Genomic DNA, 21,659 nt, shown 5'->3' with positions numbered 1-21,659 from the left:
AATCTTACTTAATGATCGCCTTCAGCTTTTGCAGCGCCCGGCCCCGGTGGCTGATCCTGTTCTTGCCCGCTGCGGACATCTGCGCAAAAGTTTTTTGGTAACCGCACGGCCGGAAGACCGGGTCGTAGCCAAAGCCTTGCGTCCCCCGCATTTCGCGGACGATCCGCCCGTTGACCACGCCCTTGACCGTCCTAACCTTGCCCGACGGCCAGGCAACAGCAATGACGCAAACGAACTTCGCCCCCCGCATTCCGACTGCCGCATTCCGCATTACCCGCAAGAGCTTGCGGCAAAGGTTTTCCGGTGTGGGAGGAGAAGCAAAACGGGCCGACTTTACGCCTGGTTTTCCCTTTAAGCTGTTGACCATTAATCCCGAATCATCCGCGAGCCCGATCTCATTGTCCTTTAACTTTAGCGCCTTGACCTTCTTGATCGCGTTGGCTTCAAAAGTCTGACCGTTCTCCCTGACCCGCGACCCGCGACCCGTGACGCTGTATCCCTTGAGGACGCGCTTGATCTCGCGGAGCTTATGCTTGTTCGTCGTCGCCACGAGCAGTTTAACGCTCATACTTCAGCGCTTTCTTGCCGATATCCTTGCGGTAATGCATCCCCTTGAACTTTATTAAATTGACGGCCTGATAAGCTTTATCGATCGCGAACTTGATCGAGCCGCCGAGCGCCGTGACACCCAACACGCGGCCTCCGGCAGTAACAACCCGCGACTCGTGACCCGCGACTGTCGACGTCCCGGCGTGGAACACCATCACGTTGTCCAGCTGATCGATCCGGTCCAACCCCTTGAGCGGGATCCCTTTTTCGTACTTGCCCGGGTACCCGCCTGCCGCCAGAACGACGCAAACCGCCGCCCGCTCGTCCCATTCGATCAAGCGGTCGTCGAGCTTTTCGTCGATGATCGCTTCCAGGATCGGGATAATGTCGCTTTTCATCCGCATCATGATCGGCTGGGTCTCCGGGTCGCCGAACCGGGCGTTGAACTCCAGCACCAGCGGACCTTTTTTCGTCACCATGATCCCGGCGTAAATGACCCCCTGGTATTTGATCCCTTCCTGCCGCATCCCGGCGACGAACGGCTTGAGGACGTCCAGGTTGATCTGTTCCATTAAGCGGTCGGTCACGATCGGCGCCGGCGAGTAAGCCCCCATGCCGCCGGTGTTCGGCCCCTGGTCGCCGTCGAAGACCCGTTTGTGATCCTGCGACGAAGCGAGCGGGATAACGGACTTGCCGTCGGTAAAAGCGATGATCGACGCTTCTTCGCCGGCCAGGCATTCTTCGATAATGACCTTGTCGCCGGCGCTGCCGAATTCCCTGGCCCCCATGATCAGGTCAACGGCCTCCAGCGCCTCTTGCTTCGTCTGGCAGACTACCACTCCCTTGCCGGCCGCCAGACCGTCGGCCTTGACGACGATCGGGGCGCCGACCTCTTCGATATACGCTTTGGCCTTGCCGGGGTCGCTAAAGATCCCCGCCTGCGCGGTCGGGATCTCGTATTTGATCATGAATTCCTTGGAAAAAACCTTGCTCCCTTCGATCCGGGCCGCCTCTTGCCGCGGGCCGAAAGCCCGCAGGCCGTTCTGTTCGAATAAATTAACGATCCCGGCGCACAGCGGTACTTCCGGACCGATGACCGTCAGGTCAACCTTGTTCTCGCGGGCGAACTTTAATAAACCCGGGAGATCTTCCGCCTTGAGCGGAACATTTTCCGCCAGGCCGGCTGTCCCGGCGTTCCCCGGCGCGCAAAAGAGCTTGTCCACTTTCGGGCTTTGCGCGATCTTCCAGACCAGGGCGTGCTCGCGCCCCCCCGACCCGACGACTAAAACTTTCATTTCGCTGCCTCCCTGATGTCGACTAACGACAGCTGGACCGATTCAAAGCCGTTGTATTCATTGGCTTCCAGGTTAACGGCCAGGTCATACTCTTTATTATAGTCCAATTTATCGGCCAGCGCGCCAAAACCGAAGCCGATCGTCTCCAGCCGGATACCGTTACTGCCGAACCACGCCTTGAGATGCTTCCCTTCTTTGCCCACCGTTTTGAGCTCCGCCAGCGCTAGGCCGCCGATCATGAAAAGCGGCGACGGGTTCCCCTCGCCGAACGGCGCCAGCTTCGCCAGTTCCCGGATCAGCGCCAGCGAGATCTCCTGCGGGTCGATCTGCGCGTCCAGCTCCAGCTTGGGGACCATGCTCTCCGGATCGATGTTCTTGGCCAGCTGCTCGCCAAGCCGCTGCTGCAGCTCCGGGACCCGCGCCGGCTCGATCTCAAACCCGGCCGCCCCTTCGTGCCCGCCGAAATCAAGGAACAAGTCGCGGCACGAATCGAGGATCGCGTAAATATTAAAGCCGGCGACCGAGCGGGCGGAGCCGCGCCCCACCCCTTCGTTGATCCCGATCAAAATGGCCGGCTTACCGTAGCGATCGACGATCTGCGAAGCGACGATCCCGATCACTCCCGGGTGCCAGTTCTCGCCGGCCAGAACGATTAACCGGTGCGCGGCCAGGTAATCGTCGCTTAGCTGGGCGAAGACCTCGTCCTTGATCGCCGCGCCGATGTCCTGGCGCCGCGAGTTGATCCGGTTCAGTTCCTGCGCCATCTCCTTCCCTTTGCTCGGGTCATCCGTCAGCAGGAGCTCGACCGCCTTGGACGCGTGTTCGAGCCGGCCGGCGGCGTTCAGCCGGGGGGCTAGCGCGAAGTAGACGCGGTCGGCGTCGATCGTCCCTTTCAGGGAGGCCGCCTCAGCCAGCAGCTTAAGGCCGAGCCGTTTGCGCTCGTTGATCAGCCGCAGGCCGCCGACCGCCAGGATCCGGTTCTCCGCGGTCAGCGGCACGACGTCGGAGAACGTCCCCAGCGCCGCCAGGTCCAGGAGCGAGGTCAGAAAAACGCTGTCCTTTTCGCCGGCTAAGCGGAGCAGGACCCAGGCGACCTTGAAGGCGACGCCAGCCCCGGAGAGATATTTCGACGGATGGTCGCCGACGATCATTTTCGGGTTGACGATGGCGGCGGCCGGCGGCAGCCGTTCCGGCAGGTTATGGTGATCGGTCACCACGACCGTCATCCCCAGTTCGGCCGCCAGCGCGATCTCTGCGGCGCTGGCAATGCCGCAATCAACGGTCACGATCAATTTTACCCCTTCGGCCGCTAATTTTTTGACCGATTCCGGGGATAGGCTGTAGCCCTCACCGTAGCGGTGGGGTATATAATATGTAACGCTGAGCCCGAGGTGCTTCAGGGTCGAGATCAGGATCGCCGTGCCGGTCACGCCATCCACGTCATAATCGCCGTAAACGACCGTTTTTTCGCCGCGCTCTTTGGCCTGCATTATCCTGTGGGCGGCCGCCTGAATATTGGGGATCTCCAGCGGGTCGCGCAGCTGGGCAAGCTTGGGATTAAGGAATTTTTCCCGATCGTCCGGAGTAATGATCCCGCGGCTGGCTAGGATCCTGTCCAGCAAGGGGGCGCCGGGATCGGCGGGCAGATTGATCAGCCATTTTTTCATGAAGTGGCAGTATAACTTAAATCCGGGCCCCTTTCAAATTGTCCCCTGGCGGCCAAAAGAAAAGGCCCCGGCTTGCGCCGGGGCCTTTGTCTAAAACAGATCCACTAATAATTAGTAGTCAGTATAGGCCGAGTTGTTGATCCAGACACGACCATTGACGGAATCATACGCCCAACCGGAGCCGGCACCGATCCCTTCCACACTGGTCACGCTGGTGACAGCGCTGGAGCCGGAATACGGTTCGGTCGGAACAGCACCGTCATGGAACATCCCTGCCGACAAAGCAGCCGGAGCGCTGGCATTGCCGTAGGCCGCGTTGCTGGCGTAAGTGATCGCCACAGCCGCCCGGATGGCGCCCAGCGAACCTTTAGCCGCGTTTTCCTTGGCTTTAGCGGAGAGGTCAATGAACCTCGGAAGAGCGGTCGCCGCCAAGATACCCAGGATCACGATAACCATAACCAATTCGATAAGAGTAAAACCGCGTTTCATCTAAAATCTCACCTCCTTTTTTACTTTATTTGATCGCGTAGAAAATGCCGTAGAATATGTACAGGCTGATGATCAGCATCAGCACGCCGATGAGCCGGCGCGCCCCCATGACCAGCTCGTCCGTGGATAAAAGCATGATGTTCGACACGCTCGACAGCCACTTAAGCCAGTTCGGCAGGACCAGAAAAAGCAGGCCGAAAGTGATCGTAACCACCCAGGCGGCGGTGATGTACGGGTCGGGATAGCTGAGCCCGACATACATCATCCAGGCGCCGATCGCCAGTAAGCCAAGGCCGATCCAGACCCGGTAATTGAAGGTCCAGCCGTTGACCGTAAAGAGGACTTTATTGAGGACCGAGCCGAGCGTTCCGAGGACCGACGGATTGAGCAGCAGCAACAGACCGAAGACCAGACTGGTAAGACCACAGACCCATAAATATTCCATCTTTTGCCTCCCCTAGCTTATCTGACCGACAGATAGGCCGAATAAAAGATGTAGATCGCTACGACGATCAGCACCACCCCAAAGCTCTTGCGCGTGCCCAGCACCAGCTCATCGGTCGACAGGAGCAGCTGGTCGGCGACCCGGGAGACGATCCCCAGCCATTGCGGCAGGAAAAGGTACAACAGGCCGAAAAAGAGGATCAGGGCGCCGATCAGGTGCAGGTACCACAGCGAGGTATAACCGAAAGCGACCGAAATTATCCAGCCGCCGACAATGACCAAAGCGATCCCGGCCGGGAGCCTGATCCCCATGACCGCGCCGTCGATGCTGGCGATCGGCTTATTGAGGACCTCGCCGATCTTTTGCAATGTATCGCTGGAGAAAACGAGCAAGATCCCGGTCAATAAACTAACGATGCCGGCGGTAATTAACCATTCCATCATTTTGCTCCTTTCAAAGTCCCCATCCAAGTGCGATTATACTCTGCCCCGACTGATTGTCAATAGGATTTATAGATCTTGACCAGGTCCCACATCGGCAGGAATATCCCCAGGGCAAAGACCAAGAGGATCATGCCGAGACCGAAGATCAGGATCGGTTCGAGCAGCGGCGTCAGGTTCTCGATCGTATAGTCGATCTCGCGATCGAAATAATCGGCCATTTTGTCCAGCATTTTCTCCAGCGTTCCGGCCTTTTCGCCGATCGCCACCATGGAGATCGAGATCGGGGGAAAGACCTTGCTCCCTTTCATCGGCTCGGTCAGGGATTTCCCCTGGGCAACGTCGTTCCGGATATCGATGATCACGTGCGAGATCACCTTATTCTCGACGGTGGCCGCGGTCACGGTCAGGGCCTCCAGGATCGGGATGCCGGAATTAAGCATCGCGGCCAGCATGCGGCCGAAACGGGAGAGGTAGATCTTGGAAAAAAGCGAGCCGAAGACCGGCGTGGACAGGATGAACCGGTCCCAGTTCAAGCGGCCTTTTTCGGTATCCAGGTACTTTTTCAGCACGTAGGCCGTGATAAAAACGACGCCGATCATCCAATACCAGTAGCCCATCATGATCTCGTTGGTCCACATCAGTATCCGGGTCGGCAGCGGCAGTTCGGTCTTGAAAGCGGCGAAAAAACTGGCGAACTTCGGGATCACGTAGATCGTCATGATAAAGAAAGCGATGACCAGGGCGATCATGACCAGCAGCGGGTAGCGGGTGGCCGTTTTGACCTTGCCGGAGGTCTCGATGTCCTTTTCCAGCAGGTTGGAAATGCGGTCCAGCACCTGGGGCAGGATACCGGCCTTTTCGCCCGCCCGGATCATGTTGATGACCAGCGCCGAGAAAATGTCGCGGTGCTTGTCCAGCGCGTCGGAAAAAGTGGAGCCCCCTTCGATCTCTTTTTTCGCTTCCAGGACGACCTGGCGGAAGCGGTTGTTCCGGATCTGCTCCGCTACGGCATCCAGGCTGTTGATCAGGGGAACGCCGGCTTCCAGCGTCGACGCCAGCTGCCGGGTAAAGACCACGATATCCTCCGGCTTGACCTTTTGCAGGACGGCCATCACCTTTTCCATCTGCAGGGAGGCGCTGGACGCTTCGTCGATCTCGATACTGATCGGGGTAAACCCTTGTTTGGCGAGCTGCGCGGCGACCGTCCGGGAATCGTCGGCCTCCATCCGGCCGGCGGCCAGCACGCCGTAACGGTCGCGGGCTTTGTAGGCGAAATTAGTCAAGCTGGGTCACCCGCAGCACTTCGTCGATCGTGGTTTTCCCTTCCAGCACCTTCTGCAGGCCGTCGTCGCGCAGCGTCTTCATCCCGTTCTGGATCGCCTGCTGCTTGATCTCGTTGGTGTTGGCCTTGCGCAGGACCAGCTCCTGAATCTTGGCATCAACGGTCAGGAGTTCGAATATTCCCATCCGGCCTTTATAGCCGGTGCTCCGGCAGGTCTTGCACCCTTTGCCCTGGAAAAACTCGTATTTTTTCTTCGGGTCCAGGCCGATCTTTTCCAGCAACTCCGGCAAGGGCGTGTAAGCGGTCTTGCAGCGCGGGCAGATCGTCCGGATCAGGCGCTGGGCAATGACCGCTGCCACCGCCGAGGAGGTCAGGAACGGCTCGATCCCCATGTCGACCAGCCGGTTCAGCGTGCCGGCCGCGTCATTGGTATGCAGCGTGGAAAAGACCAGGTGGCCGGTCAGCGCCGCCTGAATGGCGACCCGGGCGGTTTCCAGGTCGCGGATCTCGCCGACCAAGATCACGTCGGGGTCCTGCCGGAGCATGGAGCGCAGCGCGGTCGCGAATTCCATGCCCGCCTTCGGGTTGATCTGCGACTGCCGGATCCCGGCCAATTCGTACTCAACCGGGTCCTCGACCGTCATGATGTTCTTTTCCGGGGTCACGATCCGGCTCAGGGTGGCATACAGGGTCGTCGTTTTACCGGAACCGGTCGGGCCGGTCACCAGAATAATGCCGTACGGCCGCTTGATCGTTTCGTCGAACTGCTTCAAGTTGCTTTCGTTAAAACCCAGTTCCCCGAGCGTGAAGATCGCGCTGCTCTTGTCGAGCAGCCGCATGACGATCGCTTCGCCGTAAATGGTGGGGAAAGAGGAGACGCGGACATCGACCGTCTTGTTCTCCACCTTCAGTTCAAAGCGGCCGTCTTGCGGGAGACGGGACTCGGCGATATCCATTTTGGACATCACCTTGATCCGGGTCACGATGGAGGATAAAAGGTGGAGCGGCGTATTGGAAACGTCGTGCATCAGGCCGTCGACCCGGTAACGGATCCGGATATGCTGGTCGGTCGGCTCGATGTGCACGTCGGAGGCGTTCTCCATCAGGGCGCGCATCACCAGGGTATTGACCAGCTTGATGATCGGCGCCTCTTCCGCCGGCGCCTCCACGACCGTCGGGACCTGGGATTCCGGCACCGGCCCGAGATCTTTCAGGATGTCCTCGACCGAACCGGCCACGCCGTAATACTGGGAGATCGCCTGGTCGATCTCCTTGGCCGTCGCGACCATCGGCTCAACGTCCGATTTGGTCCTGGTCCGGACCTCGTCCAGGGCCAGCACGTCGAACGGGTCGACCATCGCGATGGTCAGCACGTCGCCGACCTTGAACAGCGGGATCAGGCGGTATTTCTTGGCAATGCTGATCGGGACCAGGTTAACCGTCCGCTGGTCGACCAGGTAACTGCCCAGGTCGACGCGGGGGATCTCCATCTCTTTTTCCAGGAAAGAGATCAGCGATCCTTCATCGAGCATCCCTTTGCGCAAGAGACTGCGGATCAGGGTCTCGCCGGTCCGGCGCCCCTCGTCGATCGCTTCTTTGACCTGGGCCTCGGACAGCAGGCCGCTGTTCACCAGACTGTCGCGCAACGATTTGCTTTGGTCGACCATGGCCGGTATTTTACCCCTTTTTTTCTAAAATGTCTTTGATCTTATCGAGCAGGACGGTGGTGTCGAACGGCTTGGTCAGGTAATCGTTGGCCCCCATCTCCAACCCGGTCTGCTTGTCCCGGTCCTGGATCTTGGCCGTGAGCATGATGATCGGGATGTGGCTGTAGTTCTCGTCGAACTTGAGCATGCGGGCGACTTTGTAGCCGTCCATGCGGGGGAGCATGACATCGAGCAGGATCAGGTCGGGGGCCTCGCCGCGCGCCTTTTCCAGCGCCTCCTGGCCGTCACCGGCCGTGATGACCGCGTAACCCTGTGATTTAAGCATCAGGGTCAGGAGCGAGGCAACGTCCGGTTCGTCGTCAACGACCAGGATCTTTTTTGGTGTCGCGTCGGTCATGGTTGACACGGCTGATTATAACACATGTGATATAATAGTGTAAAATGAGCGAAAAATTAATCTTGCCGGCGATCGAAAAAGCCCTGCTGGTCGGCGTCGGTTTTCCCCGCGACCAATTTCCCCTCGCCCTTTCGCTGGCCGAGCTGGAAAGGCTGACGGCCACCGCCGGCGCGGCGGTCGTCGGCACGCTGACCCAGAACCGGGAGCGGCCGGACGCAAAATATTTTATCGGGGCCGGCAAGGTCACCGAGCTGCAGGCGTTGATCGCCGCGACCGGCGCCAACCTGGCCGTTTTCGACCATGAGCTTTCCCCGTCCCAGGAACGGAACCTGGAAGACATGATCGGGATCAAAGTGATCGACCGGACCGAGCTGATCCTCGACATTTTCGCCCAGCACGCCCGCAGCCGCGAAGGCAACTTGCAGGTCGAACTGGCGCAGGCGACGTTCCTCCTGACCAGGTTGACCGGCCACGGCGCCGCCATGTCGCGCCTGGGCGGCGGCATCGCCACCCGCGGCCCCGGCGAGACCAAGCTGGAGTACGACCGCCGCCGCCTGCGGAAAAAGATCTCCCAGCTCAAGGAGCAGATCGAAAAGGTCCGGGCGGAACGGCAGTTAAAAAGGGAACAGCGGCGCTCCAGCCGGATCATTTCCGCCGTGCTGGTCGGCTACACCAACTCCGGCAAATCGACCCTGCTCAACGCGCTGACCAAGGCGGGGGTCCTGGTCCAGGATAAACTGTTCGCGACGCTCGACCCGACGGTCCGGCGCCTGTACCTGCCGTCGGGACGGACGATCCTCGTGACCGACACCGTCGGTTTCATCCAAAAGCTCCCCCACTCGCTGGTGGCCGCCTTCCGGGCAACCCTGGAGGAAGTGACGGAAGCCGACTTGCTGCTCCACGTTGTTGACCTCTCCAGCAATTATTACGAACAGCAGATCGCCGCCGTCTACCAGGTCCTGGAAGATTTGGGAGGAATAGCCAAACCGCTGATCACGGTCTTCAACAAGATCGACAAGCTGGAAGGCAAAGCGGCAAAAAAGGTCTTGAGCAAGTATCGGCCGGCGGTCGCGGTCTCGGCGCTGCAGCGGACCGACCTGGACAAACTGCTGGCTACAATTGACGCCCAACTGCCTGCGCTACGGCCCGCAAGCTAGTCATCAGCTCGGTAAAAGTATCAGGTTTAAGCGATTGCGCCCCGTCGCTCATCGCTTCTTCCGGCCGGGGATGGACCTCGATCATCAATCCGTCGGCGCCGGCGGCGATCCCCGCCCGGGCGATCGCCGGGACCAAGTACCACTCGCCCGTCCCGTGGCTGGGGTCGACAATGACCGGCAAATGGGTCAATTTCTTCACGACCGGGACGGCGTTAATGTCGAGGGTGTTCCTGGTCGCCGTTTCAAAGGTCCTGATCCCCCGTTCGCACAAGACGACCTGCTTGTTCCCTTCCGAGAGGATATATTCGGCCGACATCAGCCACTCCTGGATGGTCGACCCGGGGCCTCTTTTCAGCAAGATCGGTTTTTTGGTCTTGCCGACCTCTTTCAACAAATTAAAATTGGCCATGTTCCGCGCGCCGATCTGCAGCATGTCCGCGTACCGGGCGACCAGCTCCACGTCGCGGGTATCCATGACCTCGGTGACGAACGGCAATCCCGTCTTCTCCCGCGCTTTGGCCATGAACTTCAACCCCTGCTCCCCCAACCCCTGAAAAGCGTAGGGCGAGGTGCGCGGCTTGAAAGCGCCGCCGCGTAAAATGTTCGCGCCGGCCCGCTTGACCGCTTCCGCGACCTCCAGAAATTCCTTTTCCCCTTCGACCGAGCACGGACCGGCCATCACGGCGATCTTTTGGCCGGCGCCGATCCTCACGCCGCCCGGCAGCATCACGATCGTATCCGCTTTTTGGAATTCCCGGCTGACCATTTTGTACGGTTTGCGGATGGGAACGATCTCGGAGACACCGGGCATCATTTGCAGCGCTTCGAGCTGGATCGCCGATTTATCGCCGATCGCGCCGATCACGGTCCGTTCGGCGCCCTGGGAAAGATGGACGCCAAAACCGTGTTTTTTGAGCTTCTCCGAGATCAGGCCGATCTGCTCTTCGGTCGCGTCCGGCCGCATGATGATGATCATGAAAAAGTTACCTCCTGAGGTTGACGGCGTCGCGTAGATAGACGTGTTTCATTTCCTGCGGTTTTTTCTCGGTGTTGACCAGCAGCAGCACCCGGATGCAGTTCGCCAGGGCGCCGGGAACGGCGATCTCCTGCATGCACATCAGCGGCGTGTCTTGCCAGCCGATCTCCCGGGCCGCCACGGCCGGAAATTCCGCGTTCAAGCCGGGAGTCGCGGAAAAGAGCGCCGAAGCGATCGTTTCAACCGGCAAGGAATTATCGGCTACCAGCTTTCGCAGCAGCTCCGTGGTCGCGGCAATGATCTCCGCTTTATCGTTATTTTTGACGGTGGTCGCGCCTCTGATCCCGCGAGTGAACATTGGCTAAAATATTATCAGACTTTGCCCAGATAGGCAAGGTACTCCCGCTCCAGGGCGGCCGCCAGCAGCGCCGCGCACCGGTCAACGCGGCAGCCCCGGCCGCGCTCTTTTTTCAGGGAGGTCGCCGTGGGGAGAGCGGGAGCGGCGTTCAGGTTCAGGCCGATCCCGATGATCAGGTGTCCGGAGGGGACCCGCTCCGTCAGCACGCCGCCGATCTTTTTTCCCCGCACCAGCAGGTCGTTCGGCCATTTGATGACGACGGTCAAACGGGCGATCCCGGCCAGCGCGCGCCGGGCGGCCAGCGCGCCGATCAGGGTGATCGAGGCGAGCGCGCGCGGATCGCGGTACGGTTTGACGACCGCGGAAAAATACAGATTACCGGCCGGAGAGAGCCACCGGCTTCCCGGCTTCCCCCGCCCCTGCGTCTGGCTGGCGGCGATCACCACCAAGCCCTCCCCCTCGCCCTGCTTGATCAGGCGGCGCGCTTCCTCATTGGTGGAATCGACTTGGGCGAGGCGGACGACCTTCTTGCCGATGATCAAAATTTATAAAGCAGGCCGACCTGGGCCAGGTCGCTGGTATCGTTTTGCGCCTTGTCGTGGTAAACGCGGTAAGCGGCGTCAAAGTTCACGTTGGGCGCCAGGTTGTACCGGATGCCGCCCTGGGCGGTCAACCGCGCGAGCGGTCCCCGGTATTGGTAGTCGCCGGCCAGGCGGACGTCGCCCTTACCGACCAGCTGGGCCTTATCGGAAACGATCTGCACCAGTTCGCCGCCCAGGTTGACGGTCGCGTTCTCGTACGGCCGGTTAAAATAATCGTAGCCGGCCAGGTCGAACTTTTCGCCGGCAAAACGGGAATCGATGTATTCGGCGCCGATCTTGGCCAGCTTAACGGTCAACACCGTGCCGGTCTCCCACAGGTCGTTCAAGGCCAGCGAACCGGCAACCATCATCTGGCTGTTCTTTTTGCCGAGACCGATCGTCGTACTGGCCTGCGCTTTGTCCCCCAGCGGCGCCAGCAGGTCAACCTTGGCTTTAATGCTCCGTTCGTTGGAGGAGAACAGTCCGCTGGAAATGTAATCGCCGGTCAGGTCGATCCGGAGCGCGTTGGCCAGAAGAAAGCGCTCGAGCGTAAAGCCGAGGCCGCCGGTGATCCGGCTCGTGTTGATCTGGCCCGATGTTTCCAGGGTCGCGCTCTGCAGCGAGTAATAGCCCCCCTTGACGTCGGCGCCGAACAGCTTGGTCGAGGCCAGGATGCCGGTCTCCGGGCGGACAAAAGTGGTGCCGATCTCGCTCGGAAAAGCGCCGGTCGGATCGGCGGCGTGCTGCTTGGCGCCGGGGCCGTAGGTCAATTTCAGCGCGACCGGGTGCGCTAACCGCCAGTCGGACAGGTTCAGATTGATGTTCGATTCGATGTCGAGCAGGTCGGTCGCCAGCAAACCGCGCCCCGGTTGGCCCAGCGAGCCGTCGTCAAAATAACCGTAGTCCATCGTGTCGAGGTTGATCTTGATGTCGGCGTTCTCGCTCAGCTCTTTTTTGGCCGTCATTTTCAGGCGGTAATTGGCCACCCCTTCGCGCGAGGCGCCGCTGGACGAGAGCACGTTGCCCGCTTTCCAGTCCCCCTCGTAATGGCCGGTAACGACCAGCTCCTCCTTCGGCGCCTGCTGCAGGACCACGACCTGGTCGCGCAACTGTTTGATCTCCGCCTTGAGATCGTCGCTGCCGATCGACTTGGCCAGTTTGGACAAAAAGATCGCCGCTTCGTAGCGATTGATCGGTTTATCGCCGCGGAAAGTGCCGTCGGGATATCCCTTGGTCACTCCGAGCTTGACCAGGTCGTACACGGCGGAAGCGGCCCAGTGGTCATCGGGCAGGTCTTTGAGCTTAAAGGTTTTTTCGGCATTCTCGGCCAGGCCGGGCAATGTCAGGCAGACAATGAACAATAAAATCAGATATTTTCGCATATTATCCCGATATTTTAGTATAGCACTTTGCGACTTAAATATGCAACTCGTCCCCCAGTTTATCCTGCGCCTGTTGTTCTAGCGTTTTAGCGTTGAAGCGCGCCCCTCTTTTCAGTTTAATGAACAATTGCGCTCCCTTGGCCGCCATGCCGAAAGCCAAGGCCAAAAGAAGCAGATCGGCCGCGACCAGCGGGTAATTCCCGGCCGGCAGGTACTTGGTGAACAAGAGCAGCAGCAGCGACGCGAAAGTGGTCGCGATCATGAAAAGCGCCGGCCAAACCGTGAACCAGGCCGGTTTTCCCCGGACCATCAGCCAGGCGGAAACGGCGATCAGGGTCAGCGCCGCCAGCAGCTGGTTGCCGGTCCCGAAGATCGGCCAGATCGTGATGTAGGCGTTGGAATAGCCGAGGAACAGCATCAAGGCGACGGAGAGGAACGAATTGAACCAATAAGCCCGCAAAAGCCGGGGGACCTTTTTGAAGATCAGCCCCCACAGTTCCTCGAACAGATAACGGTTGAGTCGGACCGCCGTGTCCAGTGTCGTGATGACGAACCCTTCCACCAGCAGGATGCCGAAGATCGCGCCGATCTCCGGCGGGATGCCGAGCCCGCGGTTGAGGATATTGCCGGCGCCGAGCGCGAAGGCGAGGATCGGGTTCGACCGGGCGATCTCCGCCGGAAAAACGAGATTGACGTAATCGGTGAATTGCAAGCCGGCCGCCACCACGGAAACGACGCAGACCGAAAGAAAACCCTCCAGCAGCATGCCGCCGAAACCGATCGCCCTGGTGTGCGATTCTTTCTCCACCTGCTTGGCCGAAGTGCCGCCGGAAACGAGCGCGTGAAAACCGGAGATCGCCCCGCAGGCGACCGTGATGAACAGGACCGGCCAGATAAAACCGAGCGCCGGGCTGTTGTTCGCCGGCCACAGGTTCAGGGCCGGCGCGGTAAAAGTTACTCCCGCGACCGCGCAGCTGACGATCCCCAGCGCCAGGAGGACGATCCCGGCGTACAAGATCTGGACATTGGCCAGGTCGCGCGGCTGCAGTATGGCCCAAACCGGTACGCCGGCAGCCAGCAAAGTATAGAGCGATAAAATGACCATCCAGAGCCGGAAATCGATCGTCAGCGGGAACGCGAAACCGAGAAGGATGCTGGCGACCGCCACCAACCCGGCCAGGACCGACATCAGGGTCGTGTTGGCTTTTCTGATGAAAAGGAAATAACCGATCAGGGGCGACAGCAGCGTAATGAAGATCGTCGAGGTCGAAGCGATGCCGCCGATCCGGGCGCACTCTACCCCGTCGACCAGGACCGTTTTGACCAGGCCCTGGCCTGCCACCGCCCCCAGGATGCTGAGCGGCGCCAACGAGGTCAATGCCTTCGCGGTCAAACCGAGAAAAGCGGAAGTGACCAGGACGATCATGATGATGGTAAAAGAGATGAAGAGCGCGAAGCCCGAGCGTCCCAGCGTTTGTCCCGCCACTTCCGCCATGGAGCGTCCCCGCTCCCGGACGCTGATAAAGAGCGCGGTAAAGTCGTGCACGGCGCCGAAAAAGACGGCACCGACCACGATCCAGAGCCAGACCGGCAAGTAACCGTAGAACAGGGCGATCGTCGGGCCGACGATCGGCCCGGCGCCGGCAATGGCGGAAAAATGGTGGGCAAAGATGACCGGCGTCTTGGTCGGGACATAATCCACCCCGTCGTTGATCTCCATCGCCGGGGTCCGGCGCCGGTCGTCGGTCCCCAGCACCCGGGCCAGAAAACCGCCGTACCAAAAGTAAGCCAGGACAAAGAGCGGGGCCGTGATCAAAAGCAAGACCGCGATGTTCATATCTTAATGTTCGCCTCCAGGCCGAGCGCTTGGGAAAAACTGACCGCCGTACTGTTGTACGTCTGATAGACCAGCTGCAGGGCGTAATGATCGTCAAGGTTCCGGCCCAGGCGCCAGGCGGTCGTCAGCGCGTCGCCCGGCGTCGTCCAGTCCCCCTGCGCGCGGGCGAACCACTCCGCGCCGAACCCCAGGGCTAAACCGAAATTTGTCGATCCGTCCGGCAAGGCACGGTCAAAGACGTCAAAAATGTCGTAGCTGGCGTTCTCCCGGTAGCGCGCGCCGATCTTTTGGGCGACGAGCGTCAGCAGGCCGCGGTAGCCGACCTCCCCGCGCAGATAGAGCCCGTGCGGGTAATCGGCCGTTTGACCGACGCCGAGCAGGACCGTGCCGGCCAGCTCCGGGAACGGCCGGAGCTCGGCCGTCAGGTCGATCCGGTTATCTCGCTGGACGCCGTTGCTCCGGAAAGTCCGCGGCATAACGGCCGCCCGGCCATAGTCAAAGCTTTGGCCGAGCTCCAGGCTAACTTCCTCAAGGCCAAGCACGCCGTCGGGCGCGGTCGAGCGGGTCTGGTGCGTCAGCGCGAAATCGGTCCGGCCGACCCGGCCGCCGTAGGCGGCGCTCCGGCGCGGCCGCCGGTAATTGGTCCCCTCCTCGCCGGGAAAAAGCCCGTCGTCCTTGTGCGGCACGTCGCCCGGCCCCTCCGTCACGCGCAAGGCCCCCGGCCCCAGCTTGACCTCGCCGGCAAAGTCGAGCAGTTCGCGCGCCAGGTCGCGGTCGCCGTTATCGTAGCCGGCGTCCATCGTATCCAGGTCGAGCCGGAAACTTGCCAGGTCGGAAAAGTTCCGGATGATCGCCGTCTTCAGCCGGTAATCGGCGCGGCCGCCACGCCTGGCCGCCGCCCGCGCCGCCCGCCACTGGCCGAGCAGGTCGGCTTCCACCCGCGTCGCTTTTTTCCGCCGGTCGGCGTCGGCCTGGATGAGCGCCAGCTCCGAGCGGAGCTCCGCCACCAGTTTTTCGCTGGCGCCGCGCTGCCGGCTGAAGGACTGGGAAAACTTGGAAATGAACGCCGCGATCTCGAAGCGGCTCATGTTCTTCTTGCCGCGGTAAGTGCCGTCGGGGAAACCGCCGGTCACGCCGCGCCGGACCAGGTCGTTCACCGCGTCGTAGGCGTAGTGGCCTTCGGGCACGTCGCGCAGGTATTTTTCCTGGGCGGCGGCCGGAGCGATCAGGAGGAAAAGCAGGCTAAAGGTAACGAACGATCTCACGCGCGATGTCCAGCGCCGCCTGCGGGCGGCTGACCTTCTTGATGTTCTCTTTCATCTCGTTATACTCGTTGCTCTCGCGGATCTCCCGCACGAGCTCCACCACCCGCCGCGGGTCCTTGCTGACCCGGCCGACGTTCTCCCGGACGACGAACTCGACGTTCCCCTCTTCCTGCCCCGGCAGCCAGGAAGTGATGATGATCGGCAGGCTCATCGCCATCGCCTCGGCGATCGTGCCGGGGCCGGCCTTGGTCACGATCAGGTCCGACTCGGCCATCAGCTCCGGCACCTTATCGGTGAAACCGAGGACCGTCATCTTAAAAGAAAATTTCCGCGCTTTCAGCTGCGTTTCCAGTTTTTTGTTCCGCCCGGCAATGACGATCAACCGGCCCTTGAAGCCGGTCCGCTCGAACTCCTCGATGATCTCCGCCATCCCGCCGGCCCCCTCGCCGCCCCCCATCAGGAGGATCGTGAACAGGCCTCTGGCCTTGCTCTTCACCTTCGCTTCCGCTTTGACCATGAACTTCGGGTCGATCGGCATGCCGATGACCTTGATCTTCCGCTCCGGCATCCCGTATTTGATCGCCATCTTCTTCGCGGCCGGGGTGGCGACGATGCAGCGGTCGACGTCGGCGGTGACCCAGGCGCGGTGGAGCGTGACCGGATCGGTAATGACGACGATAAAGGGGATGCTGAGGCCGGACTCGCGGATCGCCTTGACCGTTAAATGGTTGACCAGCGGGTGGACCGAAACGATCGCGTCCGGCCGCTTCTCCAGGATCATTTTTTTCAGCTCTTTCAGGATGAACGGCCGGGAAAGTTTTTCCAGCTGTTCCAGTTTGCGCTCGTCGTCGAGCCAGTAATACAGCTGGCCCCACAGTTTGGGCGAATATTTGATGACCGGCGCGTACATCTTGGCGAATATGTTGAGGAACCCGGAGCAAGCGGCAAAAACGTCGACCATCTCCTGGTGCGGGCCGTCCTTTTTCAGCTGCTCGACCGCCCGCATGACGGCGGCGGCCGCCGAACGGTGCCCGCCGCCGGTGTCGGAAAAGAGATAGAGGATTTTCTTTTTCATGTCGCCAATTATAGCACTTGCAACCTCGTTAGCCAAAGGGTAAAATGCGCTCAAGTCCCGCTGAGGAGGAGAAAATGACCCTGCGCCGCAAGGTAATGCTGATCGTCAGTCTCGGCCTGCTCGTGTCGATCGCGCTTATTTTCCTGGCCACCCATTATTTTCTCCTGACCAACGCTCTGCGCAACGAGCGGCAGGCCGTGATCCTCGACGTCAAAAGGGCGGAGATCGCGATCAACGGCCGCCTTAACGAACTGATCCGCATTACCGCCGATTATTCCCACTGGGACGACACCTACCAATATATCAGCGACCGGAATGAGAAATACATCAAGAACAACATGACCGATTCCACTTTCACCAACCTCAAGGTCAGCTTATTTGTTCTCCTGGACCGCGATCAGCGGATCGTTTTCGCCAAATGTTTTGACCTGGATAAGGCGGAAGCCGTGCCCGTACCGTCCGATCTGGCCGCGCACCTGCGGCCGGGGCACCCGATCATGGATTTGCCCGATCCGCAAGGAGCCAATAAAGGGGTTCTCTTGCTGAAAACCGGGCCGCTACTGCTGGCCGCCGTGCCGATCCTGACCAGCGAACTGAAAGGGCCGGCCAACGGGACCTTGATCGTCGGCCGTTTCCTGGACAAGGCGCTTTTATTACAATTCATCAACCAGATCCAGGTGAACATGCACCTCCTGCCGGTCCGGGAAGATTCCCTCGCTGCCCTGGAAGGCGGCGCTTTAAAGCAACTGCAGCTCGGCCAATACCAGATCAGGCCGCAAAGCGGCAACCTGGTCGCCGGGTATTCCCTGTATCCCGACCTGCACGGCAAACCGGCCTTGCTGATCCAGGTCGACGCCCCGCGCGACATCTACCGGCAGGGCCAGCAAACGATCATCGCTTTCGCCGTCATGATCATGGTGATCGGCCTGCTGATCATTGTCTTTTCCCTGCTGATCCTGGAAAGGATCATCCTTGCCCCGCTCGCCACGCTCAGCGGCGAAGTTGTCAAGATCAGCCGGCGGGGCGATCCGACCACTCGCCTGAAAGCATCCGGCAACGACGAGCTGGCGGTCCTGGCCCGGCAGATCAACGAAGCGCTGGACGCGGTCAATCTCGCCGAGAAAAAACAGGGGGAAAGCGAGAATAAATTCGAGAAACTCTTCGCTTCGATCCCGGAGGCGATCTATCTGGAAAAGCTCGACGGGACGATCGTCGACTGCAATCCGGCCGCCGCGCAGATGACCGGCTACGCCCGGGAGGAACTGCTTCACCTGAAGTCGTACGACTTGGTGCCGCCCGAAGTAGCCAGGGGATTCCCCCGCCTGGTCGAGCAAACCTTGGTCAGCGGGAGCTTCTTCGTGGAAGGGGCCAATAAACGGAAGAACGGCGAGATATTTCCGGTCGAGGTCGGCACCAAACTGCTGGAGCTGGGCGGCGAAAAAATGGTCCTGGTAATGATCCGCGACATCTCCGAACAGAAACAGACCGCGGAAAAAATGCGGCAGCAGATCAAGGAACTGGAGGACTTCCAGCACACCGTGGTCGGCCGCGAGCTGAAGATGATCGAGCTGGAAAAAGAGATCGACACGCTCCGGGTAGAATTGGGTCGGTTGCCCAAATACCAATAGGGGGAAAAGGGAATGACGACCAGGGAAGAGATTCAGCAGCTCAGCCAGACCGCCGGCCAGGTCCGGGGCGCCACTCTGCAGACCGACCGGGAATACGTCAAACGGCACTTCGGCCCGGACACGCTGAAAAAAGTCGAGGCCCGGCTCAAGGACTGGGGCACGCCGATCGACTACGAAAAGATCGACGCCATGACCTGGTACCCGGCCGGGCTGCGGCCGATCTCCCTCCTGGCGATCAAGGAAGTTTTGGGCTTTGACGACGACCAGATCAAGGCGATGGGCAGGGAAGCGCCCAAATACTCGTTCCTGGTCAAATTACTGATGAAGTTCTTCCTGTCGCTCTCCCAAACTTTCCGCAACGCCCCGGTCTACTGGAAAAAGCACTGGACGATCGGGGAACTCGAACTGGTCAGCTTCGACGAGAAAGCGAAAATCCTGGTCCTGCGGTTGAAAGGTTTGAAGCTGCATCCGATCATCTGTAAGTATGAAGAGGGCTACTTTATCGGGATCAGCAGTTTTGTGGTCAAGACCACGCGGATCGAAGAATCCCAGTGTTCTTTCCAGGGAGCGCCTTTCCACGAATACAAGATCTATTGGGAATAAAATGAACGAGCAAAGCGAAGCGAACAGCGAGGCGCAATCGGAGATCACCGAGCTCGAACATTACATCGAGGACCTCTGGAAATTCTTCCCCACCCCCCTGGCCTACGCTAACCCGCTCGGCATCATCATGGACGCCGACCAGGCGCTCCTCGACCTGTTCGGCTACTCCAAGGAAGAGTTGATCGGCCGTTCTTTCTACGAGCTGTCGCCCGCTCCGGAGGAGCTAAAAAAGCTCATCAAGCTGACCCTGTCGCAAGGCCTGGTCGTTGACCAGGAGATCGGCCTGACCGATAAGGCCGGCGCCCTTTTTCAGGCGAATATCTCGGCCATGGCCCGGAAAAACGCCGAAAACGACATTTTCGGCCTCTTTGTCTCGATCATCGACCTCTCGCGGAGCAAACGGGCCCAGCGGCAGCTGGAGATCCTGAACCGGATCGTCCTGCTCGGCAACAAAGTTTCTTCGCCCGACGCCCTCCTGGCGGAAGCGATGACGATGGTCTTGAAACTGATGCGGTTTGACGGCGGCGGCGCTTACCTGGTCGATCCGGACGGCAAGCAAGCGACGCTCCGCTGCTCCAGCGGCCTGCCGGCCGAATTCGTCAGCGAGGTCCGCCTGGTCAACCTCAACGAGCCTTCTTATGCCGCGGTCCTGGTCAAAGGAGTACCGCTCTTCCAGGACCAATACGCCTTGCTGCGCGCCGAGCGCGCCAAGAAATACGGGTTTACCTCCATCGCCAGCGTTCCGCTCTGGGCCGGCGGGAAAGTTTCCGGCTCCCTGAACATCGTCAATCGCGCCCAGCACGCTTTCTCGTCCGAGGAAAAAGAGCTGCTGCTGGCAATCGCCCGCGAACTGAGCGGCATTTTGACCCGGCTGCTGGCGGAAGAGGCGGTCAGGACCAGGGCGGCCGAGCTGGAAAAAATGAACCGCTTCATGATCGGCCGGGAGGTCGACATGATCGAGCTGAAAAAAGAGGTCAACGGCCTGTTGGGCGAAATGGGCAGAAAGTCGAAATACCGAACATGAACGATCAGTTGGCACAAAAAGCAAGGTCCTATCTGGTTTTCAAATGGGTCGCGCTGGCGGCCATTTTGTCGGCAGAAACATTTCTGCTCGCGATCGGGACCCTGCTGTTCGCCAGGTTCTACGTCATTTGCTACGCGCTCCTGTTTTCCGTTCTCTTGACGCTGGCCCTGGAACGGCAGTCGCGCCGCCAAATCTTCCAGCTCCCGCTCCTGCACGCGATCTTCATCTCCGACCTGCTGTTGACCTTTTTTCTCCTGTACCTGAACGGCGGGGCGGAAAATCCCTGGTGGTTCTTGCCGGTGATCTTGATATTTTTGGCCGGATACATCTTCAACCTGCGGACCGCGGTCATTTACGCCGCCTTCGCCTCCTTGTCGGCAAGCCTGATCGTCGGGCTCGACTATTACGGCGTGATCCCCCATTTTAATTTTTTCCGTTACCCTCATTATTATTGGCAATTCTGGAGAGACAGTCTCTATTTAACCTCCCTGCTCGCCGGCATTTTCCTTTTTAATTTTTTAAGCGCGATAATCAGCGGCAATTTGAGCCGGATCATGAAAAACAACATCGCGGAAACGATGCGGTTGCTTAAAGAATCCGAAGCGAGCCGGGACGAGTCCGAAAAAGCGCGCAAAGCGCTGATCAATCTGATGGATGATCTGGATCGGGCCAAAGGCGACCTGGAGATCAAGGTCAAAGAGCGGACCACCGAGCTGGAACTGGCCAAGTCCGAGCTGGAAGTTAAGGTCAAAGAGCGGACCGCCGACCTGGAGGAAAGCCGCAAGGCTATCCTCCACATGATGAAGAACTTGAAAGACGATATCGCCAAGCTCCAGGTGCTGGACCAGATGAAGACCGAGTTCCTCTCTATGGTCTCGCACGAGCTGCGGACGCCGCTGACGCCGATCAAGGGGTATCTTTCCCTGCTGAGCTCCGGCAAGATGGGCGAGCTCAACGAACTGCAGCGCAAGGCGATCGACGTCCTGACCCGCCAGAGCGAACACCTCCATTCGCTGATCGACAGCATCCTCGACCTGTCGCGCATCGAACTGGGCAAAAAGATCCCCCTCAGCAAGGAACCGCTCTCGATCCGGACGGTGGTCGAGGAGACGGTCGACGCCATGAAGATCCAGGCGGACGAAAAACAGATCGCGATCGTGACGCAGATCGAACCCGACCTGCCGACCATCGCCGGCGACGTCATCAAGCTCAAGCGGGTGTTGTCCAACCTGGTCGGCAACGCCCTGAAGTTCTGTCCCGAGCACGGCACGATCACGATCCGCACGCTGAAGGAAGACTCCACGCTCCGCGTCGAAGTGCTCGATAACGGCTCCGGCATCTCGGCCGATAATCTGGCGCGCGTTTTTGAGAAGTTCTACCAGGTGGACAGCTCGGTCACCCGGGCGGCCGGCGGCATGGGGATGGGGCTGCCGATCGCCAAGGAACTGGTCGAGCTGCACGGCGGCCGCATCTGGCTGGAATCGGCAGGTTTGGGCAAAGGGACCAGGGCGGTTTTCACTCTTCCTGTGCTATAATACG

20 protein-coding genes and 1 pseudogene are annotated in these 21,659 nt (G+C 59.9%); 5 read left to right on the top strand and 16 right to left on the bottom strand.

The genetic code is table 11. The annotated features are described in order from the left end of the window. Positions 1-4: 4 nt before the first annotated feature. The 9 genes and pseudogenes from rdgB to WC529_05010 form a co-directional block, all read right to left on the bottom strand. Positions 5-568, bottom strand: coding sequence for an RdgB/HAM1 family non-canonical purine NTP pyrophosphatase (rdgB, locus tag WC529_05050; protein ID MFA5113646.1), 564 nt, complete (start codon positions 566-568; stop codon positions 5-7). Next, entirely contained in the window at positions 558-1,844 is a 1,287-nt protein-coding gene (gene purD, locus WC529_05045) for a phosphoribosylamine--glycine ligase (protein ID MFA5113645.1), read from the bottom strand. Before purD ends, rdgB begins: the two co-directional genes overlap by 11 nt. Next, entirely contained in the window at positions 1,841-3,511 is a 1,671-nt protein-coding gene (gene recJ / locus WC529_05040) for a single-stranded-DNA-specific exonuclease RecJ (protein MFA5113644.1), read from the bottom strand. Before recJ ends, purD begins: the two co-directional genes overlap by 4 nt. Before the next feature lie 324 nt (positions 3,512-3,835). Further along, positions 3,836-4,000 (bottom strand): annotated as a pseudogene (locus WC529_05035) (prepilin-type N-terminal cleavage/methylation domain-containing protein). 25 nt (positions 4,001-4,025) lie between these two features. Further along, positions 4,026-4,445 (bottom strand): hypothetical protein, encoded by a 420-nt coding sequence (locus WC529_05030; GenBank protein ID MFA5113643.1) that lies wholly within the window; start codon positions 4,443-4,445, stop codon positions 4,026-4,028. Positions 4,446-4,462: 17 nt separating this feature from the next. After that, positions 4,463-4,885 carry a hypothetical protein gene (locus tag WC529_05025; protein ID MFA5113642.1) on the bottom strand — a complete coding sequence of 141 codons (423 nt, stop codon included), beginning with the start codon at positions 4,883-4,885 and terminating at the stop codon, positions 4,463-4,465. 59 nt (positions 4,886-4,944) lie between these two features. Then, positions 4,945-6,171: a type II secretion system F family protein gene (locus tag WC529_05020; protein MFA5113641.1), complete on the bottom strand. Its 1,227-nt coding sequence runs from the start codon at positions 6,169-6,171 to the stop codon at positions 4,945-4,947. Further along, positions 6,164-7,837, bottom strand: coding sequence for a type II secretion system ATPase GspE (gspE, locus tag WC529_05015; protein MFA5113640.1), 1,674 nt, complete (start codon positions 7,835-7,837; stop codon positions 6,164-6,166). The genes WC529_05020 and gspE overlap by 8 nt, the downstream gene beginning before the upstream one ends. 10 nt (positions 7,838-7,847) lie before the next feature. Continuing rightward, the gene (locus tag WC529_05010) at positions 7,848-8,234 is read right to left on the bottom strand and encodes a response regulator (protein MFA5113639.1); all 387 of its coding nucleotides are present in this window, start codon (positions 8,232-8,234) and stop codon (positions 7,848-7,850) included. Positions 8,235-8,278: 44 nt separating this feature from the next. Here WC529_05010 and hflX point away from each other — a divergent pair, with 44 nt between their 5' ends. After that, complete coding sequence (gene hflX / locus WC529_05005; GenBank protein MFA5113638.1) at positions 8,279-9,391, top strand: GTPase HflX; 1,113 nt, start codon at positions 8,279-8,281, stop codon at positions 9,389-9,391. On the opposite strand, the gene aroF is transcribed toward hflX, so the two are convergent. The 7 genes from aroF to WC529_04970 are packed head-to-tail and all read right to left on the bottom strand — an operon-like array spanning position 9,348 to position 16,865. Further along, positions 9,348-10,367 carry a 3-deoxy-7-phosphoheptulonate synthase gene (gene aroF / locus WC529_05000; protein ID MFA5113637.1) on the bottom strand — a complete coding sequence of 340 codons (1,020 nt, stop codon included), beginning with the start codon at positions 10,365-10,367 and terminating at the stop codon, positions 9,348-9,350. The genes hflX and aroF overlap by 44 nt on opposite strands. Before the next feature lie 7 nt (positions 10,368-10,374). Further along, a complete protein-coding gene (gene aroH / locus WC529_04995) occupies positions 10,375-10,725 on the bottom strand; it encodes a chorismate mutase (protein ID MFA5113636.1) in 351 nt (116 codons plus the stop codon). 14 nt (positions 10,726-10,739) lie between these two features. Next, the gene (locus tag WC529_04990; GenBank protein MFA5113635.1) at positions 10,740-11,267 is read right to left on the bottom strand and encodes a biotin--[acetyl-CoA-carboxylase] ligase; all 528 of its coding nucleotides are present in this window, start codon (positions 11,265-11,267) and stop codon (positions 10,740-10,742) included. Then, complete coding sequence (locus WC529_04985; GenBank protein ID MFA5113634.1) at positions 11,264-12,688, bottom strand: S-layer homology domain-containing protein; 1,425 nt, start codon at positions 12,686-12,688, stop codon at positions 11,264-11,266. The genes WC529_04990 and WC529_04985 overlap by 4 nt, the downstream gene beginning before the upstream one ends. A 34-nt stretch (positions 12,689-12,722) precedes the next feature. Further along, a complete protein-coding gene (locus WC529_04980; GenBank protein ID MFA5113633.1) occupies positions 12,723-14,525 on the bottom strand; it encodes a carbon starvation CstA family protein in 1,803 nt (600 codons plus the stop codon). After that, a complete protein-coding gene (locus WC529_04975; GenBank protein MFA5113632.1) occupies positions 14,522-15,790 on the bottom strand; it encodes an S-layer homology domain-containing protein in 1,269 nt (422 codons plus the stop codon). Before WC529_04975 ends, WC529_04980 begins: the two co-directional genes overlap by 4 nt. After that, positions 15,768-16,865 carry a glycosyltransferase gene (locus WC529_04970; protein MFA5113631.1) on the bottom strand — a complete coding sequence of 366 codons (1,098 nt, stop codon included), beginning with the start codon at positions 16,863-16,865 and terminating at the stop codon, positions 15,768-15,770. Before WC529_04970 ends, WC529_04975 begins: the two co-directional genes overlap by 23 nt. Positions 16,866-16,939: 74 nt before the next feature. Here WC529_04970 and WC529_04965 point away from each other — a divergent pair, with 74 nt between their 5' ends. The 4 genes from WC529_04965 to WC529_04950 are packed head-to-tail and all read left to right on the top strand — an operon-like array spanning position 16,940 to position 21,655. Then, positions 16,940-18,493 (top strand): CHASE4 domain-containing protein, encoded by a 1,554-nt coding sequence (locus WC529_04965; protein ID MFA5113630.1) that lies wholly within the window; start codon positions 16,940-16,942, stop codon positions 18,491-18,493. Between the two features lie 12 nt (positions 18,494-18,505). Next, on the top strand, positions 18,506-19,096 hold the full coding sequence (locus tag WC529_04960) for a hypothetical protein (protein ID MFA5113629.1): 591 nt from the start codon (positions 18,506-18,508) through the stop codon (positions 19,094-19,096). Between the two features lies 1 nt (position 19,097). Beyond that, a complete protein-coding gene (locus WC529_04955) occupies positions 19,098-20,120 on the top strand; it encodes a GAF domain-containing protein (protein MFA5113628.1) in 1,023 nt (340 codons plus the stop codon). Continuing rightward, positions 20,117-21,655 carry an ATP-binding protein gene (locus tag WC529_04950; protein MFA5113627.1) on the top strand — a complete coding sequence of 513 codons (1,539 nt, stop codon included), beginning with the start codon at positions 20,117-20,119 and terminating at the stop codon, positions 21,653-21,655. Before WC529_04955 ends, WC529_04950 begins: the two co-directional genes overlap by 4 nt. Positions 21,656-21,659 lie beyond the last annotated feature (4 nt).

It is taken from the genome of Candidatus Margulisiibacteriota bacterium, assembly GCA_041650855.1.
Classification (GTDB): domain Bacteria; phylum Margulisbacteria; class WOR-1; order O2-12-FULL-45-9; family XYB2-FULL-48-7; genus JALOPZ01.
This window is presented reverse-complemented; position numbering and strand designations above follow the sequence as displayed.

Coding starts and splice junctions, on each gene's coding strand:
- rdgB (MFA5113646.1), bottom strand. CDS start 568: ATGAGCGTTAAACTGCTCGTGGCGACGACGAACAAGCATAAGCTCCGC.
- purD (MFA5113645.1), bottom strand. CDS start 1,844: ATGAAAGTTTTAGTCGTCGGGTCGGGGGGGCGCGAGCACGCCCTGGTC.
- recJ (MFA5113644.1), bottom strand. CDS start 3,511: ATGAAAAAATGGCTGATCAATCTGCCCGCCGATCCCGGCGCCCCCTTG.
- WC529_05030 (MFA5113643.1), bottom strand. CDS start 4,445: ATGGAATATTTATGGGTCTGTGGTCTTACCAGTCTGGTCTTCGGTCTG.
- WC529_05025 (MFA5113642.1), bottom strand. CDS start 4,885: ATGGAATGGTTAATTACCGCCGGCATCGTTAGTTTATTGACCGGGATC.
- gspE (MFA5113640.1), bottom strand. CDS start 7,837: ATGGTCGACCAAAGCAAATCGTTGCGCGACAGTCTGGTGAACAGCGGC.
- WC529_05010 (MFA5113639.1), bottom strand. CDS start 8,234: ATGACCGACGCGACACCAAAAAAGATCCTGGTCGTTGACGACGAACCG.
- hflX (MFA5113638.1), top strand. CDS start 8,279: ATGAGCGAAAAATTAATCTTGCCGGCGATCGAAAAAGCCCTGCTGGTC.
- aroF (MFA5113637.1), bottom strand. CDS start 10,367: ATGATCATCATCATGCGGCCGGACGCGACCGAAGAGCAGATCGGCCTG.
- aroH (MFA5113636.1), bottom strand. CDS start 10,725: ATGTTCACTCGCGGGATCAGAGGCGCGACCACCGTCAAAAATAACGAT.
- WC529_04985 (MFA5113634.1), bottom strand. CDS start 12,688: ATGCGAAAATATCTGATTTTATTGTTCATTGTCTGCCTGACATTGCCC.
- WC529_04980 (MFA5113633.1), bottom strand. CDS start 14,525: ATGAACATCGCGGTCTTGCTTTTGATCACGGCCCCGCTCTTTGTCCTG.
- WC529_04970 (MFA5113631.1), bottom strand. CDS start 16,865: ATGAAAAAGAAAATCCTCTATCTCTTTTCCGACACCGGCGGCGGGCAC.
- WC529_04965 (MFA5113630.1), top strand. CDS start 16,940: ATGACCCTGCGCCGCAAGGTAATGCTGATCGTCAGTCTCGGCCTGCTC.
- WC529_04960 (MFA5113629.1), top strand. CDS start 18,506: ATGACGACCAGGGAAGAGATTCAGCAGCTCAGCCAGACCGCCGGCCAG.
- WC529_04955 (MFA5113628.1), top strand. CDS start 19,098: ATGAACGAGCAAAGCGAAGCGAACAGCGAGGCGCAATCGGAGATCACC.
- WC529_04950 (MFA5113627.1), top strand. CDS start 20,117: ATGAACGATCAGTTGGCACAAAAAGCAAGGTCCTATCTGGTTTTCAAA.